This window comes from Ruegeria sp. B11, assembly GCF_056539785.1.
Map to the genome: position 1 here is coordinate 25,747 of NZ_JBQFVO010000004.1, position 18,556 is coordinate 44,302.

General features: G+C 54.1%; 18 protein-coding genes and 1 tRNA gene. 9 read left to right on the forward strand and 10 right to left on the reverse strand.

Annotated features, from left to right (window positions below; translation table 11 throughout):
- Positions 1-27 precede the first annotated feature (27 nt).
- From ACR0I1_RS14580 to ACR0I1_RS14600, 5 genes are all read right to left on the reverse strand, one after another.
- The gene (locus ACR0I1_RS14580) at positions 28-477 is read right to left on the reverse strand and encodes a MarR family winged helix-turn-helix transcriptional regulator (RefSeq protein ID WP_480562747.1); all 450 of its coding nucleotides are present in this window, start codon (positions 475-477) and stop codon (positions 28-30) included.
- Positions 467-1,567, reverse strand: a complete 1,101-nt coding sequence (locus ACR0I1_RS14585) for an Acg family FMN-binding oxidoreductase (protein WP_480707003.1) — start codon at positions 1,565-1,567, stop codon at positions 467-469. Before ACR0I1_RS14585 ends, ACR0I1_RS14580 begins: the two co-directional genes overlap by 11 nt.
- A 215-nt stretch (positions 1,568-1,782) precedes the next feature.
- On the reverse strand, positions 1,783-2,460 hold the full coding sequence (locus tag ACR0I1_RS14590) for a GntR family transcriptional regulator (protein WP_480707005.1): 678 nt from the start codon (positions 2,458-2,460) through the stop codon (positions 1,783-1,785).
- The gene (locus ACR0I1_RS14595; protein ID WP_480707007.1) at positions 2,457-3,488 is read right to left on the reverse strand and encodes a Gfo/Idh/MocA family protein; all 1,032 of its coding nucleotides are present in this window, start codon (positions 3,486-3,488) and stop codon (positions 2,457-2,459) included. Before ACR0I1_RS14595 ends, ACR0I1_RS14590 begins: the two co-directional genes overlap by 4 nt.
- Entirely contained in the window at positions 3,485-4,573 is a 1,089-nt protein-coding gene (locus ACR0I1_RS14600; RefSeq protein ID WP_480707009.1) for an isocitrate/isopropylmalate dehydrogenase family protein, read from the reverse strand. The genes ACR0I1_RS14595 and ACR0I1_RS14600 overlap by 4 nt, the downstream gene beginning before the upstream one ends.
- Before the next feature lie 135 nt (positions 4,574-4,708).
- Between ACR0I1_RS14600 and ACR0I1_RS14605 the strand changes: the two genes are divergently transcribed.
- The 7 genes from ACR0I1_RS14605 to otnC are packed head-to-tail and all read left to right on the forward strand — an operon-like array spanning position 4,709 to position 11,031.
- Positions 4,709-5,716 carry a Bug family tripartite tricarboxylate transporter substrate binding protein gene (locus ACR0I1_RS14605; RefSeq protein ID WP_170513339.1) on the forward strand — a complete coding sequence of 336 codons (1,008 nt, stop codon included), beginning with the start codon at positions 4,709-4,711 and terminating at the stop codon, positions 5,714-5,716.
- Positions 5,717-5,772: 56 nt separating this feature from the next.
- The gene (locus tag ACR0I1_RS14610; RefSeq protein ID WP_480562753.1) at positions 5,773-6,522 is read left to right on the forward strand and encodes a hypothetical protein; all 750 of its coding nucleotides are present in this window, start codon (positions 5,773-5,775) and stop codon (positions 6,520-6,522) included.
- Between the two features lie 4 nt (positions 6,523-6,526).
- Positions 6,527-8,038: a tripartite tricarboxylate transporter permease gene (locus tag ACR0I1_RS14615; protein ID WP_170408439.1), complete on the forward strand. Its 1,512-nt coding sequence runs from the start codon at positions 6,527-6,529 to the stop codon at positions 8,036-8,038.
- Positions 8,038-8,325: a putative quinol monooxygenase gene (locus tag ACR0I1_RS14620; protein ID WP_480707011.1), complete on the forward strand. Its 288-nt coding sequence runs from the start codon at positions 8,038-8,040 to the stop codon at positions 8,323-8,325. The genes ACR0I1_RS14615 and ACR0I1_RS14620 overlap by 1 nt, the downstream gene beginning before the upstream one ends.
- Positions 8,322-9,122, forward strand: a complete 801-nt coding sequence (locus ACR0I1_RS14625) for an N-acyl homoserine lactonase family protein (protein ID WP_170408437.1) — start codon at positions 8,322-8,324, stop codon at positions 9,120-9,122. The genes ACR0I1_RS14620 and ACR0I1_RS14625 overlap by 4 nt, the downstream gene beginning before the upstream one ends.
- The gene (otnK, locus tag ACR0I1_RS14630) at positions 9,116-10,393 is read left to right on the forward strand and encodes a 3-oxo-tetronate kinase (protein ID WP_480707013.1); all 1,278 of its coding nucleotides are present in this window, start codon (positions 9,116-9,118) and stop codon (positions 10,391-10,393) included. Before ACR0I1_RS14625 ends, otnK begins: the two co-directional genes overlap by 7 nt.
- Positions 10,390-11,031: a 3-oxo-tetronate 4-phosphate decarboxylase gene (gene otnC, locus ACR0I1_RS14635; protein ID WP_480707015.1), complete on the forward strand. Its 642-nt coding sequence runs from the start codon at positions 10,390-10,392 to the stop codon at positions 11,029-11,031. The genes otnK and otnC overlap by 4 nt, the downstream gene beginning before the upstream one ends.
- Before the next feature lie 263 nt (positions 11,032-11,294).
- On the opposite strand, the gene ACR0I1_RS14640 is transcribed toward otnC, so the two are convergent.
- The 5 genes from ACR0I1_RS14640 to ACR0I1_RS14660 all read right to left on the reverse strand — a co-directional run bounded on the left by ACR0I1_RS14640 (position 11,295) and on the right by ACR0I1_RS14660 (position 17,020).
- Positions 11,295-12,284 carry a HupE/UreJ family protein gene (locus tag ACR0I1_RS14640; RefSeq protein ID WP_480707017.1) on the reverse strand — a complete coding sequence of 330 codons (990 nt, stop codon included), beginning with the start codon at positions 12,282-12,284 and terminating at the stop codon, positions 11,295-11,297.
- Complete coding sequence (locus tag ACR0I1_RS14645; RefSeq protein ID WP_480707019.1) at positions 12,281-13,111, reverse strand: peptidyl-prolyl cis-trans isomerase; 831 nt, start codon at positions 13,109-13,111, stop codon at positions 12,281-12,283. The genes ACR0I1_RS14640 and ACR0I1_RS14645 overlap by 4 nt, the downstream gene beginning before the upstream one ends.
- Before the next feature lie 158 nt (positions 13,112-13,269).
- Positions 13,270-15,192, reverse strand: coding sequence for a DUF3604 domain-containing protein (locus ACR0I1_RS14650; protein WP_480707021.1), 1,923 nt, complete (start codon positions 15,190-15,192; stop codon positions 13,270-13,272).
- 1,291 nt (positions 15,193-16,483) lie between these two features.
- Positions 16,484-16,559 (reverse strand) — tRNA-Ala (locus tag ACR0I1_RS14655).
- 137 nt (positions 16,560-16,696) lie between these two features.
- Positions 16,697-17,020 carry a TIGR02300 family protein gene (locus ACR0I1_RS14660; protein ID WP_170402007.1) on the reverse strand — a complete coding sequence of 108 codons (324 nt, stop codon included), beginning with the start codon at positions 17,018-17,020 and terminating at the stop codon, positions 16,697-16,699.
- A 100-nt stretch (positions 17,021-17,120) separates the two neighbouring features.
- Between ACR0I1_RS14660 and ACR0I1_RS14665 the strand changes: the two genes are divergently transcribed.
- Together ACR0I1_RS14665 and ACR0I1_RS14670 are read left to right on the forward strand one after the other, a co-directional pair.
- Positions 17,121-17,813 carry a M48 family metallopeptidase gene (locus tag ACR0I1_RS14665; RefSeq protein WP_480707023.1) on the forward strand — a complete coding sequence of 231 codons (693 nt, stop codon included), beginning with the start codon at positions 17,121-17,123 and terminating at the stop codon, positions 17,811-17,813.
- A 30-nt stretch (positions 17,814-17,843) separates the two neighbouring features.
- A complete protein-coding gene (locus ACR0I1_RS14670) occupies positions 17,844-18,491 on the forward strand; it encodes a GntR family transcriptional regulator (RefSeq protein WP_170395556.1) in 648 nt (215 codons plus the stop codon).
- The last annotated feature ends 65 nt before the right edge of the window (positions 18,492-18,556 follow it).

Genomic DNA, 18,556 nt, shown 5'->3' on the forward strand with positions numbered 1-18,556 from the left:
GCTTGCTTCGGCTGGCGCAGGTTTCGGCTAGTCGCGCTCGCTGTCCAAAGTTTCGCGTATGAGCGTCAGATTAGGCAATGATTCCTGGAACGGTTCAGGCCCGAGTTCGGACAAAACTGGAGCCAGGGATTCCGACATCCGCTCCATACAAGCTTTCAAAAACTCAGCGCCTTGCGGTGTAGGCCGAGCAATTTTCGAACGTTTGTCATTGGGGTTGGCTTCAAGAGTAACCAGGTCATGATTTTCAAGACTGGAGAGCATGTGCGTCATCGAAGTTTTAGGCACTTGAAACGCGTTCGAAAGTTGCTGTGGAGTTTCACCCTCGGGACGCCGTACCAGATGGCCCAAAATTCCGAATTGAGTCGCCGTCATTCTACCAGGCAAGAACGCTTCCAGCTTGGTCGAGATCAACTGATTGATGATCCCGACCTCGGTAAAGAATCGGTAAACTTCGGTGGTCTCATCTTCAGGCTTCATTCAGAATTCGTGTCTCCAGCGGCCAGCGGGGTGTGGCAATTGGTTCAGGTCCATACCCCAAACGCAGCAACATTTGCACCGTGTGGTCCGGTGACGCAAGAAGCTCATGCGCCAGAGCGTATTCATCGGCCATCTCAGGATATTCCTGAAGGGCCTGGCTGACAGGATGAACGCCTAGGCCCATTTCGGTTGTCTTCAGGTAGAAACGCATCAACTGACGTCCAGCATCAAGTTGATCGCTTCGCGTATTTGTGGCTGTCGCGAGGACTGCGTATTGCGGTGTCGCGTCTAGCATAGCGAAGTAGTCTTGCATGTGCGCCTGAGTGCCTGGGTGATCAACGTTCATCAGGGTCTCGTTGTCCAATAGGCCAGTAAGTCGCAGCGTTTCCAGCATGGGATCACGCAGTTCAATCCCGTCTGGGTTTGCGTTGATTTCTGCTTTGCCGATCCGCATCAGGTCGACGGATTCTCTAAGGGTCTGTGGAGTTCGCATTTCGATTTCAAAAGCGCGTTTTGTGAGGTCTCGAATACGGGCCACTAGATCCTCATCGGAAATCAGAGTGGCATAGTTTTCAAGGACCGATATTTCCGCCTCAGAGAGCCGCTGTTCAGTGTACGGTTCTTTATTTGAATGTCGGTTGAGGATTTGATCTGAGAGTGGATCGGATGCCGCGCCAGATACAAACATCGCTTCTGCGATAGGTCCGTCATTCCCATCTGGCAGTAACTCGACCTCTGTATCAAACCCCTGTGCACCTGCTGCCAGAACCATCGTCTCAACAAATGCGCCGAGGCCAATATAGAGCTGGCGGTGGTAAGGGTCGGTTTCAGGAAGCTCACGTTCAGGATCACGGTGGATGCGCACTTTGTCTTGCCCAACCAACTCGATCAGCCAAGGTTGCAAATTGTGTGGATTGGGGGCGAGAATTGCGTAGGACAAAGCAGCCTTGCGTGGGTCATCATACGGTTTTGGCGTCCACGGAGCTAAAGCTTCATGGGGCGTACGTGTCGTGAGAAACCCAGCCGCGCCCGTTGCCGCCAGTATTGTGCCTCCGCCTAGAATCTTGAGAAAACGTCTTCGGTTTGGCATCTTGACTCTCCAATAGTACGATATCGAACTAAATTAATACGAAATCGTACTATTTCAACCCCAATCGATGCAGTGATTGTTTGAGCGACTAGAAAAAAGAATATCAGAGCAGCCGGAGGCAACTGCGGGTTGCCGTTATCGACAAGTATTCGGAGCGCCTTTAGTACCGAAAATAAGCAGATATTTTAGATGATTAATGGCCGGATACGAGAAGATCAGAGGCTGTTGAGCCGATGCTTTTCGAGTATCTCGCAAAGCATAGCCTTGGCTTGCAGCCTGTGTTCTCGATGACGTTCACGGGCGACATCCGGACGACCTTCACTAATCGCTTGGAAAACAACCCGATGATCTTCATTGGATTTGACGGGCAGGGGTCTGATGAACAAGGTCGTTGCGCGCGCGCGGCGCACCTGGTCGCTCATCATGGCGACAATCGCTTCGACCCGTTTGTTGCCGCCCAACCGAACGAGCTCTTGATGAAATAACTCATCGGCCTCGGCCCAGGCTTCAAGATCTTCGGCTTCGATGGCTCGGTCCATCTTCGCAATTGATCCAGCAAGTACCGAAAGTTCATCTTCTGAATAACCCGCTTCGGCAGCGCGTTGTGCAGCGAGGCTCTCGAGCTCCGTCAGGATGTCGTAGATTTCACGCATATCGTCTGATGAAACCGGCAGTATCCGCACGCCTTTGCGGGGCCGCATTTCCAGCAACCCCTTGCTTTCCAACATGAGCGCAGCTTCCCGTATCGGGGTGCGGGACATACCAAGGGTTTCGGCGAGTTCCGACTCTAGGTGGTCCGTTCCGGCTGCAAGTTCGCCGGACAGGATCATCTGCCGCAAATCCCTAACGGCGCGTTGCGTATTGGAAAGAGTTTTTGCGTCCTGATCCTTCACGGTGTCTCCAGGTTGATCTTTCGCCCTTCCGCAGCCGAGAGATAGATGTTCTCTTCGATGCGGATCACGTCCAAATAGTCTCGAGCCGTGTTTTCCAACGGCGTGCCTCTTAGAAGGCCTGAAACGACGTGACTTTGCAAGGCGTGGACGCAGTCGCCTCCAAACCCATCATGATCGCTTGGAGGTAGAATCTGCTGTCGCTCATGTTCTCCAAAAACGCGGAGTTCTACTGAACCGTCGCCGTTAAGAACCAGTGATCCTTCGGTTCCTTCGATGAGCGCTTCGCCCATGGTTTGACGCAGGTTTTCGGCACTGTGGTCAAGGCATCTGTTGCCATCGAACAGAGCTTTCAAACCGTTGGGGTGGTCAAATAGGATGTAACCTGCGTCCTCGCCCGCGATAACCGGGTTAACTTGGCGCAAGTCCGCGTAAACTGCGCTGGGCGCATCGAACAAAAATCGGAATGTGTCTACCCAGTGAACCGCTGTTTCATGAACTAGGAAACGTGGCATTTCCTGAAAGTACGGCTGCCGGTCAAGGTAGGCTTGCGGTCCCTTTCCGTCGCCGGGCCGAAGCCGGAAAGTCGCTTGGAGAGGTGTGCCAATTCGACCCTCGGTCATCGCCACCTTGATTGCACGATACCAAGGCTGAAAGCGAAAGTTCTCGTGTACAACAATAGTTGCACCAACCGCTTCAGCCTCTGAAACGATCTTCTCCGCTTCATCCAAAGACTTGCAAAAAGGTTTTTGGCAGATCAGCCATTTTATGCTCGAATGCAGCGCAGTTCGAATAGCGTCGGCTTGCGCCACAGGTGGAAGGATGATGTCCACGAGATCTGGTTTTTCCGCCTCCAGCATTGTTGACAGATCATCGTAAGCGGCCAGTCCTGTTTCCTTCGCTTTGTTGATATCACGGTTGCAGGATGCAATCGGAACCGCTCCGGGCATTCGGGACCAGCTTTCGTAGTGGAACCTGCTGAAATACCCCGCACCCACACACGCGACCCTGATGGTATGTTGAGTATTCATGCCCGCAATTCTTCCAATACCGATGAGGCAGCGTCCTGCGTTCCGGCGGTGCCACCAAGGTCACGAGTCAGGTTCTGTCCGTTTGCAGTCACCTTTTCCACGGCTTCACGCAATCGTTCGCCGTCATTTGACAGGCCTGGGTGATCACGGGTCAAACCCAACCATTCAAGCATCATTGCTGCGGACAGGATCATCGCAAAAGGGTTGGCAATACCCTGTCCTGCAATGTCTGGAGCGGAACCATGGCAGGGTTGGAATACAGCGTGATTCAACCCGATATCCGCTGATGGAGCCAGTCCAAGACCGCCCATAAGACCTGCACCAAGGTCGGAGAGGATGTCTCCGAACATGTTCTCGGTCACCAAGACATCGAACTCCCAAGGTTTTTGGACCATCCACAGTGCGGTGGCATCAACATAGGCATGGTCTGCCTGCAATTCGGGATGGTTTGCAGCTTCTGCATCAAACATCGATCTGAAGAACGCAAAGGCGCGGAACACATTGGCTTTGTCGACACATGTAACTCGACCCCGACCGCGCCCGGTTCTTTTGCGGTTCTGGGCGAGTTCAAACGCGAAACGGAACAGTTTTTCGGACACCTCACGAGTGATCAGCAAAGTTTCACGTGCTTCGTGTTCAGTAACTTCGCCAGCGCCTTGGGTGAAGAACAGTCCTTCTGTGCTTTCGCGTATCAAGACAAAGTCGATCTCTTTTCCGGGAGGCAACGCCAATGGGGTCATTTGTCTACTGCTTACCTTTACTGGCCGCACCCCAGCGAAAAGTCCCAGCTGCTTTCGCAGATCAATCTGTGGTGAAATCTCGGTTCCGTCAGGGTAACGAACATCCGGCAAACCCATTGCAGATAGCAGAATCGCGTCGGCGTTGCGTGCAGTTTCGAGTGACCTAGCCGGAAACGATTCTCCAGTTTTGGCGTAGTGGCCTGCGCCCGCCGGAGCGTCTGTAAACACCAGTTCGTAGGAAGGACTGCCGCGCGAGAGCTGACGCAGAATTTCAAGCGTAGGGGCCATAATTTCCGGGCCGATCCCGTCCCCATGGAACACCGCGACATCGTAAGTCTTTTTCATCTTGGCCCGCTTCCTTCCAGTTTCGCATTCATAGCGCGATAGCAGCTTTCGCTACAGTCCGTTGACAACGCATTCTTTAATGTATACGCAAATAAATGCAATAATAAACGCAAAGATGTTTGGGAGGACTTGGAAATGAAACTGAAGCTAGGGCAGTTGGCGGCCGCAGCCGTGATTGCAACCGGGATTTCAGGGGCTGCTACCGCGCAGGATTACCCTTACCGTGATATCACCACAGCTGTGGTCTGGGGGGCCGGTGGCGGCACGGACACGATCAACCGAATGATCATGGCCGAAATGGAAAAACACCTTCCAGTCTCGATCAATGTGATCAACCAAACCGGTGGGGTCGCAGGCTCCAACGGCATGGTCTACGTCATGAACCAACCAGACGATGGCTATACACTGGTTGGTCTGTCTGAATCGAACGTCACCGCTGCTGTGCAGGGTGGTTGGGATAAGAAATTTGACTTTTGGTATCCGTTTATTGTTGGCGGATCACCCGATCTGATCTCGGTTCCAGCGGACAGCCCTTACAACACTCTGGAAGAACTGGTCGACGCTGCCAAAGCCGCTCCTGGCACTATTCCCGCTGCCGCGTCCGGCGCGGGTTCGATCCACCACTTGAATCTTCTCGCCATCGAGAAAGGGTCCGGTGCAGAGTTCAAGTTTGTTCCATACAAAGGCTCAGCGCCCGGGCAGGAAGCGGCGATAGCAGGTGAGGTTGCGTTGGTTGTGACTTCGCTGGCTGAACAAGCTCCTTTGATCGAAGGCGGACAGTTGAAGCCACTTGCGATGTTGACACCGGAAGATGCGCAGATTGCCGGAGCTACAGTGCCATCTGCCTTTGGCATCTATGACGGTCTCGACAAGTATCTGCCACTAAAACAAGCCATCGGATTTGCCGTTCACAGCTCGGCTGGAGATGATGTGAAGGCGGCCCTCGGCGATGCGTTCGAGCAGGCGATTGCATCCGATACCGTCGCTGAATGGGCTGAGGCAAACAATTATGATGTCGGTGGTCAACACGGCGAAGAAGCTCAAGAATTGTTTGCGAACCTTGAGGCTACTTTTGCCTATACCTTGCAAGATTTGGGCGCTGCCACGGTCGATCCAGCCTCGCTGGGTATCGAGAAGCCCTAATCCGATCAATTTTGGAAGGGCGCGTTTGATCGCGCCCTTTCCTCTAGGAGGCAGGCATGGACAAAATCGACGAAACACTGGTCATGCGGACCCGCGATTTCTGGGCTGCGATTGTTCTAATAACAGTGTCCGTCTTTTTCCTTTGGAAGACGTTGGATATCCCACTTTGGGGTGAAAACCGCGCAGGTGTAAGTGGGTCGGACTGGTACAACTCGGCTGCAATTGTACCGTTGTTCATCTTCTGTGGATTGCTTGTGTTGTCCTTCGTCTTGTTGGCTACTTCGATCCGCTCAGGTGGAGCCCAGAACGCGCTCACGGCTTTGGGGATCGGTTGGGATAAGTCGGAAGCCTATCGAGCATCAACAATAGGCCTGATCCTTCTTGCATACGTCGTCGGACTGGTTCCCAGAGTGGACTTCATTTTGTGCTCGGGGTTACTGATTACAGCTTTGACTTACGGTTACTACGGCGGTCACGCGCGGCGTGCTTTGGTGGCCTGTGTCGCAGTTGTCTCTGCCGGGCTTTTTGCGTTCGCTGTATTTCCCGCGCAGGCGGAATGGAATGCACACAGTGATGATTGGTTTACACTGGCCCTATGGGTCTCGCTATCACTTGTGGTGTTGACCAAAGCGGCTTCCGAACGCGTTTTGCGTATTGTGCCAGTCGTCGCAATATTGGCCCCGCTGATCCTCGTTTGCGCGATGGCCTTTATTTTCCGACAGAACGTGCCCGCGCGCGGGGGGCTGATCTTCAAGCAAATCGAATACCACTACTACGTGACGCTTCGTCCGTTATGGAAAGACTGACCGGATGGACTTTATCCTTTCGCAACTGGCTGGGTTTGGGACCGCATTCGTTGGCCTGGCAGTGGACCCGCTGACCTATCTGTATTTGATTGCATCCGTGTTCCTAGGCATAACGTTCGGCGCATTGCCCGGCCTGACCGCAACGCTGGCAGTGACGATCCTGACGGGATTTTTCGGCAACAAGATTCCATTGGACTATTCGCTTATCGCTTTGCTCGGGGCCTATGTCGGCGCGATTTACGGCGGCTCTTACCCGTCTATTCTGCTGAACATTCCCGGCACAGCAGCCAGCGCGGCGACGGCCATGGATGGCTACCCTCTGGCCAAAGCAGGTCGAGGGGGCGAAGCACTTGGTCTGACCACAACGGCCAGCTTTATCGGTACGGTTATCGGGACGATCACGCTTTTGATTTTTGTCTGGGCGCTGCTTTTGGTTTCGAAGAACATCGCGAGTCCGGAAAAAGCACTCTTGGCTTTGTTTGGCATCCTTCTATCTGGCACGCTTATGAGCGAGGATCTGGTGATCAAGGGATGGATCGCCGGTCTGATCGGGCTTGCAATGTCTATGGTGGGGCTCGATCCGCTTCTGTCTGAGCCGCGCTATACATTCGGCTGGTCTTACCTGTTGAGCGGGTTTCAGGTTGTGCCCGTTTTGATGGGGGCCTTCGCCATCCCCCAAATCATCGACGGCTTGAGGCATGTTGAGGCCGGGAAAGTTCTGGCCCTGAAAGGTCGCATCCTTCCGAACCTACGCTCCATCCGACGCTACCTGCCCACCATTGGTCGGTCAGGAGTGATTGGGACCGGGGTAGGAGCGCTTCCTGGCGTCGGCGAAGATGTCGCCGGTTGGGTCAGCTACGGTGTCGGCAAGACCGTATCTGCCGAGGGCGACAAGTTCGGAAAAGGGTCATTGGAAGGTCTGCTATGCTCTGAAACAGCAAACAACGCCTGCATTGGGGGCGCGCTAATCCCGCTTTTGGTTTTGGGCATTCCCGGTTCACCACCCGCCGCGGCTTTGATGGGGGCTTTCAAGATCAACAACGTGATCCCGGGCCCCACGATAGACCCCGAGATCATTCTGCGCGTAGTCGCAATCCTGGTGTTGGCATCCCTGACTATGTTCTTGATGGGCCTGTTCACTGCTCGGGTCTTTATCAAAATACTCGCCATACCGCAGACCATCTTCTTGCCGGTTGTGATGGTTCTGACAACAATCGGGTCCTTCAGCGTCGGTGGTGGCATCAATGATCTCTACCTGATGCTTGGTGTCGGAGCCGTCGCCTATTTTATGAACCTGATGAAGTACCCAATCGCTCCATTGGTCATTGGGGTTATACTGGGAAGCCTGTTTGACGAAACTTTCCGCCGATCGCTGTTCTTGTCGGACGGGGATCTTTCGGTCTTCTTTTCGCGACCCGGTGCGGCCATTCTACTTGTGCTCAACGTTGGTCTGATCCTCAGCCAACTGCCCATGGCAAAGCGCGCTTTCTTACGTTTGAAAGGACTTTCCGTCTGATGTTTGTGGTTACCGTCACCTTCACTCTCAAGCCCGGTACGAGAGAAACCTTTTTGCCGCTAATGGTCGAAAACGCTTCAACCTCTTTGCGTGAAGAACCCGGATGCCAGCAGTTTGACGTTTGCCTCGGCGACGATCCCGAGACAGTTTTTCTCTATGAGGTTTATGATGACAGCGTGGCGTTCTCCGCCCACCTAGAAAGCGCGCATTTCCAGTCCTTCGATACGGCTGTGGCTGATATGATCGCCACCAAGACTGTTCAACAGTATTCCGGGGTCATCCGATGAACGATTGGGAAATTCACGCCGTGAAATACGCGGATCGCAATGCCCGCACTCGACGCGACAGCTTCATATTGGATGACAATCACGATGCACCTCACGCGATGGACTATTTCGTTTGGGTGCTCAAGCGTGGCAACAAAGTTATACTGGTCGATACCGGATACGACAGCGACGAGGCAGCCGCCCGTGGACGTCCCATTGTGATGGACCCACGCGAGGCTTTGCGCCCATTGGACATCATGCCCGAAGCGGTGACCGAGGTTATCGTGACCCATCTCCATTATGACCACGCTGGGGGGCTGCATATGTTCCCAAATGCGAAGTTGCACATGCAATCGGCGGAAATGGCCTTCGCTACAGGTCCCTGCATGTGCCACGACCACTTACGCGCGCCTTTCTCGGCGGGCCATATCTGCGAGGTCGTAAAGCGCCTCTATTCAGGCAAGGTCGTGTTCTACGACGGAGAGGCCGAGATAGCAGATGGGGTGACCGTACACTGTATCGGCGGGCATTCGCGGGGGTTGCAATGTGTTCGTGTAAGAACAGCAGCCGGGTGGATGGTTCTGGCCTCGGATGCCTCGCATTACTACGAGAATTTCATGGCGCGAAAAGCTTTTCCCATCGTCGTCGACCTGCAGGACATGATGGATGGTTTCGAGACACTCGAGAAGTTAGTCTCGCATCCTCGACTTATCGTGCCCGGCCATGATCCACTTGTGCGCGAGATTTTTCCCATCGGAGCAGCACCGCACATCCATAGGCTGGATCCAGGGCCGACGAAGGACATTAGAATATGCTAATCGGCGTCATAGCGGACGATTTCACTGGTGCGAGCGACATTGCGAACACCTTGGCAAAGGGCGTCGAGCCGGAAGGTGGATTAAGAACCGCGCAGTTTCCAGGTATTCCGGATACCCCGGCCGACAAAGAGATCGAAGCGGGTGTCGTCTCACTCAAGAGCCGCACTGCACCTGTCGAAGAAGCTGTTGCGGACAGCCTGCGAGCCCTGCGATGGCTTAAAGATCAAGGATGCCGCCAGTTCATCTTCAAGTATTGCTCGACTTTTGATTCCACTAGGCAGGGAAATATCGGCCCGGTTGCGGAAGCGTTGGCCAACGAACTGGGCGCGCAAAAGGTGGTTTTCTGTCCAGCCTTTCCGACAACGGGGCGCACCATCTATCACGGCCATCTATTTGTGTTCGGCAAGCTGTTGAACGAGTCCGGGATGGAAAATCACCCTCTTACTCCGATGACGGATGCCGACATCAAGCGTTGGTTGCAATATCAGACCCAAGAAGCGGTTGGGTTGGTTTCAATTGACGCCGTGACGCAAGGACCAGAGGCGATTGCTACTGCTTTGCGGAACGTCGACGAACGCTTTGTGATCGGTGATGCGATTTCGGACGAGGATTTGCTGGCCTGGGGCGAGGCTCTGAAGGATGCCCAGCTCATTACTGGGGGATCTGGGATAGCGCTGGGGCTACCCAAGAACTTCGTCAGAAAAGCTTCGTCCAAAAGAGGTGGCAGTGTATTCACAGGTATCGCTGGGCCCGCCGCTATCCTTGCAGGGTCTTGCTCAGGTGCGACCCGTGGTCAGATCGATGTTCATGCGAAATCCCATCCGACCTTCGCCATTGACGTTCCGGGTGTTATGTCCGGGGATGTGACTATGCAAACGCTTCTGGATTTCTTTGAAACGCATTTAGGTCAGGCACCGCTAGCGTATTCATCGGGAAGCCCGGAGGATGTGCGGGCGATCCAAGACCAATTCGGTCGGGAAGCGGTTGCAGAAAAACTGGATAGTCTCTTTGCAGTTACCGCCCGAGAACTTGTCCAAAAGGGCTACAAGCGATTGGTGGTGGCAGGGGGGGAGACGTCGGGAGCTGTCGCAAAGGCTGTTTCTGAGGCACTGGGATCACCGGCCATGCCACTAGGGCCAGAGATCGACCCGGGCGTACCAGTCTTGAGCGTTGGAAAAACTGAACCCATTGCGCTGGCTCTAAAGTCTGGAAACTTCGGCGCTCCGGACTTTTTCGCTAGGGCGCTCAAAATGATGGAGGCAGGCAAATGAGTTCTGAAGAACAGGTACTGCGACAACAGATGTCCGAGCTGTGCGCCTCGCTGTTTGCGCGTGGATTCTCCGTCGGCACTGCTGGAAACGTCTCTGCACGTCTGCACGACGGCATCCTCATGACACCAACCAATTCCACCTTGGGCGATATCGACCCCGAGCGCATCGCTAAGATTGATTTGGATGGCAACCACGTCTCCGGTGACAAGCCGACCAAGGAGGTCTTTCTGCACCAAGCCTTCTATGAGACGCGGCCAGAAGCTGGCGCCGTGGTCCATCTGCATTCGACCTGGGCCACCGCACTGTCCTGTCTGGAAGACACCGATCCCAATGACTGTATTCCACCACTTACACCTTACGTGGTCATGCGCGTCGGCACAGTCAAACTGGTTCCATACGTCAAGCCGGGCGATCCGAAATCTGGTGATTTGATCCGCGATCTGGATGGCAAATATAGTGCGGTTCTGTTGGCCAATCACGGTCCCGTCGTATCGGGAGAGGATCTGTTTTCAACGGTCTCTGCAACAGAAGAGCTGGAAGAAACAGCCAAGTTACTCCTGGCGCTACGGGGGATGCCAACCCGAATGTTGGATACAGAACAAGTCGCAGAACTCAAAGAGACTTTCGGAGGCACTTGAGCGGACACCGAATAGAGTTGTGTGCCAACCTTTGGACATATCGTGTAAAACTATGCGCAAATGCCACGTAAACTTATGGGCAAACTTCCAATATCTTCACTAATGAAATCAATATCGGAAATGGAGCGTTACGAGAGCACCTTCATCGTTTGGAACTATGACCATATGCAAATTCGGGAAATATGGGCGAGTAAATGTCATTCACTATCTGTGCGAGCAGTTGTTAAGAAAGCTTAAGAAGAGAGCATTGAAAGCCATTACGATTAAAAGCTGCCTACTCGTTCAATTAGCCAGTACATCGACACCGAACCGATGCTATAGGCTGTAACAAGCGTTGTCTTTTGGCTGACAGGAAGCGCAATAAATCGCCAGACTATAAGCAGGATAGCCAAAGCTCCGACAAAACTCAGTTGTCCGGCCTCGACACCAAGGTTAAATGCAAGCAAGGCTGCGGGAATATCGTTAGAGGGAAGTCCTATCTCGGCTAAAGCGCCAGCAAAACCAAGACCGTGCAAAAGCCCAAATCCGAAACAAACGATCCAGGGGCTCTGTTCTGAAAGCCGGAGCCGACCTTCGCTACCCTTTACAATCTCCATCGCCAAAAAAATGATGGAGAGCGCAATAACCGCCTCGACCGGTGGGCCGGGAACATTCAAAACGCCGAGTGTTGCCAGTGCTAGTGTTATCGAATGCGCAAGCGTGAAAGCTGTAACGGCTCCCACCAGTCTCCAGGGATCACGGACCAAAACAAACAGTGCAAAGACAAACAGCAGGTGATCCCAGCCTTCTAGTATGTGTTCATAACCCAACTGAAAATAGGCTATGAAAACAGACCATGTTGTCTGTTCAAAAGGTATGTTTTGGATGGCAGCATCCGGGGTGAAACGAAGCGTGGCAGGCTCGGCGTGCAGAGGATGCACACGGACCAAAACGTCGTTCTTTTGTGCCGCCAGTCCGTCGATCTCGATGGATTGGCCCGCGATCTCAGCACGGCATTCGACAACCCAGGAAGAAACCCACGCTCGCCCATCGGAGATTGGGTCAGGGCCGTGTGAGGGTGTACAGCCATCCGGTAACACCGCATCAATCGCCATTGGTTGACCATACACATCTGGTTTTCGCCAATGGACACTCCAAGTGTCCGTAGTGATTTGTCGAATTTCCAAGTATCCCGGATCAAGCGCATGCGCGTTGGCGTACCCCGTGGGCCACGCGAACAGCAGAGCAAACATCAAGCTGAAGAAGAAGTTCATTTGACCTGACCTGTGAGATCGGGTGCTGTGATCTCATAATTGTCGGCAAGAGCTTCGTATTGCGCCTGCGCCAAATCTTCGCTCATGGCGCGACGCCAATCACGAAGCACCACACTGTGGATCTCTTGCAAGCGAGGTATCCGGCTTGGTTCAATGGCAAGCACTTTCACCAGATGGATGCCGTAACCTGATTGGACCGGCCCCATCCACTGACCTTTTTCGAGATAGGCGAGACCATTGGAAAATCCGGTTCCAAAGACCGAGTCGATTACCCGTGTCGCGGTTAGGGGCATTGATGCAGGCAGCAGTGTCGCGCTTTCCAAGCCGGAAGTCCCTTGCTCCGCACGCAAGGCGGCCAGTGCCCTTTCAATCTCGGTCTCACTTGGTTCTTCACCAAGAAAAACTTGAGTGAACGCGACCTTATTGGGTGTCGCGTAGCGGTCCGTGTTTTGTTGGAGGAAAGCCTCTAGATCTTCGTCTTCTGGAATAACTGAAGCGGCGATGGCTTCGGTCAGAAAATCCATCTTTTGGCTCAGCCGCGATCTAATCACGCTATCTCCGCGTTCCAAGCCAAGCTTTCTTGCTTCCCTAACTAAAACTTCTTCGCGAATTGAAGCGTCGACCAACGCTTGTAGCTCAGAACCGCTTGGCTGGCGTTTCCACCTCGCTTCGAACTGTGAAGCTAACAGCGCGGCATCACTTTCGCTTATCGCTATCGTCTCCGGATCTGCAGCGGCGTCGTTATCTGGTGATATTATGTGGAACCAAATGAATATGGCAGCTCCGATCAAGAAGAAATGGAACAGAGGTTCTTTCACTATTCGCATGAAGGCTCCTGCGTGAAACGCGATACGGCATTATGTTTTATGCTGGCATCAGGCAGTTGAGTAACACAAGGAATTGCAACTCAAGGCGCGCCGCTTATCATAAGAGCGTCCCGAGTTAGTGATTGCGACCTGGGTCCCCAAATCTGCACGAAGTAAGGTCACTCTGCCGGCGTGTACCAAATCGGCGAGGAATACGCGCGCTCCTGATGCGTAAGTACCGCATCTTCTGGCAGCTCCGCACCAAACCTCAGTTTGTCGTACAACACCCAGCGTGGGGTTGGGATTTCGAGCGCACGTACGTAATAGAATGCCCGCGCATTTGGATCGAAATCAGGATCAGACCAAACAGTTACCAGTTCGGCGGTTCCAATTGTATTGGTCCAGCTGGCGGTTTCCAGATCCACGGTATTCCCAACCGCAGGGATCTTGCCGTTTTGATCGGCAACACGGTTGTCCGACCATGCCACGTCATAGACGTTTTCCTGCAAAGCACCTTCGGAATCGAGCCATCCCTTTATCACCTGCACGCGATCCAGGTTGGCCCCGACCGGGTCGCGCAGAGCAGCGATCAGGAATGTGGGCGGACCTTCACCCTCGCGAGGTCGCAGATCCGAACCCATTGGAACACCTTTTGTGTAGCCCACATCCGCAAGGAAGCGAGTTTCAACATCAGCGTCATCGAAATCCCATCCGCCAAAGAACCGCAGACCAATCCGCGGTCCAGTGCTCGCGTAGGTTTCGCGCCGCTTGAACGCATCGAAGATCGCTGCGCGAGTATTGTCGGTCGCCCAAACGGCCGTGTACCCGGAAGCTACAAGGAGGTCGCCAGGAATTTCGCCAAGATCGTTGGCGATGAAAGGATGCTTTATTCTCGTGGCCGAAGGTTCAACGCTGACGGATTTTCCGAAGAAGTTGTCTTCCTCAGCAGTTGCCAGAGACGTATGGCTGTCCGTCGCGCCGCCCATGCCGAACTTATATGGGTTCACGCCGAACTTCTCTTCCAACAATAAACCGCGCTTCAAAGCTTCTCGGGCGTACTCGCCGGCCAGCATGTCATCGGTTTTCAGCTCGGTTATGTCGAGATTGCCAACGTCCCAGTTTTCGTAATCCGCGAATTCGTCGTCGGGGCTCAGATAGGGGTGCGCTTCGCCGTCGCCCTTGATCTGAGTGACTTCGTAATGGGGCTCCCATTTTGCGCGGGCAGCCACATATTCCTCGTCGACCTTGCCACCGTGATAGGTGTCTTCGGTCGGGAACATCCATCCGTTCGACAGGTTGCCATTATGGGCGAAAGCTACCGCGCGACCGCCAGTATTCTCCTGATACTCTTCAAGCCAGGCATAAAGCGCCTTTGGATCAGTATCACCGTAGGGAGGTTGCGTAACCGGAGGCACCATTTGAAGCGCTCTGATGGGCCCATCACGCAGCATGACGTTCCGGTGCAGGTTGAATCCTTTTGGTACGGAGGTCCACTCAAAGCCAATGAAAGCAGTAAAATTACCGGGATCGTTATGTCGATCTGCTGCAAGGACAATGTTCTCCCAAGTAAAGGCAAAAGCATCGGCACCTGGGCTGTAAGAATTAAGAAGAACTTCCGGCAGAGTCATTTGCGAGAAGTTGGTGATAATGTCGAACGCGGCCTTTCCGGCCGCTTCGCCGCCAGCCATGTACCCTTCGTACCACTCCAGACCTTTTGGATCGGCAAGAACGCCCGGTTTGCCAGCTTGCAGATCAGGGGCAAACCCCATCAAGTCTGTGTGGTCTGTTAGGACCATCCAGTCCAAAGGCCGGGCTAGCCGAACAGGCAGTCCAGTCGAAGAAATGACCTGTTCGCCCTTGGCGAAACGCCAGGCGTCATCCGGTAGCAGGGTGTTCCCAAAAGCACCGGCGTCAAGCGAAAGCCCGGTGTGAAGGTGGGTGTCCCCCCAAAGCGGGCGTTCAGGGAAGCTGCGATTTGCGTAGGGAGAGTAAGGTTGCTCTGAGAACAAGCCTTCGGCTGCTTCTTCACTGGGCACAGCGTCGGCAAAGACACTCGTTGGTGCCAATCCCAGAGCGAAAAAGCTTAGCAACATACGAAGCATTGTGACCTCCCAAATCAACTTTTACCCGGTTGTTTCGATAGACTATATCACAACAACTTCATATTCGCATTTCCTTATGTCACAACGAGTTTTCTCTTAGGGAAATTTTTAGTTGATAGCGTCATTGCGGCGATGCAAGAATTAAGTGAGGCCTAGTAGACCTATCCTATAGTGTCCCGATGGGCGTGTAGCCTGAAAAGATACCTTCAGACAACTTTCCGGTCTGAGGATGAGGAAATGAGATATGAAAAAGGAAATCAAATGTCTCATATCCGCACGGCGCGCATCGCACGAAACAAACAAGCACGCGCTCGCAAATTCCTGAACTATTGCGGTGAACTGCCGTGTGAATTCCCTGCTAAGACAAAAGTCCCGGCGAATTATTCGTGGTGTTCACCGGACCTTAATCGTCGGAGTGACCTCGACGCCGAACAAGAATGTTTAGAGAAAAACACGACTTTCGCCGTCCACTGGCTTTTGGCAGCAATATCTTCCACAGTTACAACGTTTTACGGCGCGCCAATCTTGGCAACGGCCATTGAGGAGTTCATAAATTGCGTTGACTTCACCGGGACCGAAGGGATGAGGTCTGGAACAAGTGCATCTGGCAACGGGGGCGTAGTCATTTTGTCACTTTCAGGGGTGCCCAGAAGTAGATCCGCTAGGCTTGCCAACAGCTAGTTCCTTTCCGCCACCGGCAGACATCGCCGTACTCAGCACAGTTCTATTTCTGGCGATCTTTACGAAGAACGATTGTATTTACCAAAATCGACCCACTACGGGGAAGCTTACAAAGACCCCATTTCAACTCAGCGACTGAAGCGGTATCCTGTGTAAGTCGAAATACATACAAGCACGACTGCTGCGAACGCTGGATCAATGAGTTCCAAGCTCATTTCGCCCAGCATCATTGCCTCTAGGGGCCGAGTTCATCCCTAAATGCGTTTGTCTTCTTTGGTACTTCCGTGAAGTGCTCATGCACCTTTGTGCGCAGTTCGCCGTGGTTTATGCCTTATGTTTCTATGTGCTTTGTTTTTATGTCGCCGCGCACTGCAAGACGCCGTGCCAGAGTACCAGCCTCTTTAGGGCATCGTTTACGCAAAAACATCCGAAGGGTCCTTCGTTTGGTGTTTGGTCTATTGTGGGGTTTTGGTCTTGTGTCGGGCAATGGCCAACGAAAGTAGTAGATGTCATGTCTGGACATTGAGAGATACGCATGCAGCTTCATTTTGTGTCACACCTGTGTGTCACACCGCTCTAATGCTTGCTATCCAGTTGTATTGTTAGGTTTTGGTGGAGCCTAGGGGAGTCGAACCCCTGACCTCTTGCATGCCATGCAAGCGCTCTCCCAACTGAGCTAAGGCCCCATACAGGTACCGTCGTAACGGTGGACGGACGTTTATGAGACGCCGTCGATGAGTGCAAGTCCTAAAATCGGAATCCGCAAAAAATTCAGACCGACTTCGCAGGCCGGGTCGAGGCGGCGGGGCCGCCTCGGGATCCATCAGTTTTCGTCTTCTGACGACATGTCCTTTATATCGTCTAGTGAAACGTTGTCGCCGTCGTCATCGTCGTCCAGCAGATCGTCATCCAATTCGACATCGACATTATCGTCATCATCCAAAACGATGTCTTCGTCCGACGACGCTTCGCGCGCCTTGACCGATGCGGCATCTTCAGCATCCGCGGCGATCATCCGGCTTTTTCCGGTATCCAGCTCCACGACCTCGCCCGTATAGGGGCTGACGATCGGGTCCTTGTTCAGGTCGTAAAACCGTTTGCCGGTTGTCGGGCAGACACGCTTTACGCCCCATTCTTCCTTGGGCATATCAAATCCCCTTGATATCAGGTGAATCTCATCAATGATTCAGGTCACCTGCCACATGCGGCAGGCACTGTCAAAGCCTTTGCGCAAAGGAGGCCCACCCATGGGGCGACACGCATTGCCCGGAACACCTCCGGTGCCGCTGACACTGCGCAGATCGGCGCGCGCACGGCGGATCAGTTTGCGAATTTCCCAATTGGATGGACGGGTTACGCTGACCTACCCGACAGGGGTGGCTGAAGCCGAAGCGCTGAATTTCGCACAGCAGAAAGAGGGCTGGATCCGCGGGCACCTGCAGGATCGACCCAGCATTGAAGCAGTTGGCGTAGGGCAGTTCATTCCGATCGAGGGTACGGCGAGGCGAATCGTTCCTGCATCGGGGCGGAGGGTCTTGCTGAGTGGCGATGCGATCGGGGTTCCGCCCGTTGCCGAAGCACGGCGACTAGCGCGGTTTCTAAAAGAGCTTGCCCGCGATCGTCTGACCGGTGCGTGCGATGATTACGCGGCGATGCTGGGGCGGTCGTACAGTAGCCTTACTTTGCGCGATACGCGTTCGCGCTGGGGGTCGTGCAGTTCTGCGGGCGGGTTGATGTTCTCGTGGCGGTTGATCCTCGCCCCACCAGAGGTTCTCCATTATGTGGCCGCGCATGAAGTGGCGCATCTTGCCGAAATGAACCACTCACCTGCGTTCTGGGCACAGGTCGAGCGTATTTTTGGCCCTTACAAAGAACCACGCCGCTGGCTGCGAGACAACGGGGCAGAACTGCACAGATATCGCTTCGACTCCGTCGCTTGACCTTGGCGCGATTTGTGATCACATAAACTCATGTTAACCTCACGCCCCGCCGAGTCTCATACGGCAACCCATGATCGCGTTTATCGCGCCCTCAGATCCCGCATCATGCATGGAGAGATTGCCCCGGGGCAGGCGTTGACACTGCGCGGGATTGGCAAGGAATTCGGTGTGTCGATGACTCCGGCGCGCGAGGCGGTGCGGCGTCTGGCGGCAGAAGGTGCTTTGTTCCTGTCCACGTCCGGTCGGGTATCAACGCCGGAACTCACGCGCGATCGGATCGAAGAGCTGGCGGCGCTGCGCGCGCTGCTTGAGGTTGAACTGGCCAGCCGGGCCCTGCCGCGCGCGCATATGGCGCTGATTGACCGGTTGCAAAGCATCAACATGGCAGTGGCCGAGATGGTCACGAAACGCGATGCGGTGGGATATATCCGTGCAAATCTGGAATTTCACCGCACGCTGTATCTACGCGCACAGGCCCCCGCGATGCTTGCCATGGCCGAAACCGTCTGGCTGCAGCTGGGTCCCACCATGCGTGCCCTATACGGTCGGTTGCGGAGGACCGAGCCACCGCACTACCATCGCCTGATCATCGCAGCACTCAAGGCCGGGGATGAGCCTGGGTTGCGACTAGCAGTGCGTTCGGATGTGACACAGGGCTTGCGCCTGCTTGTTACCTGAGCGGCTTGTTGCCCATCTCTCAACTCAGTTGATTTCGGATGTCGCTTTGCTGGCTTGAGCGACCG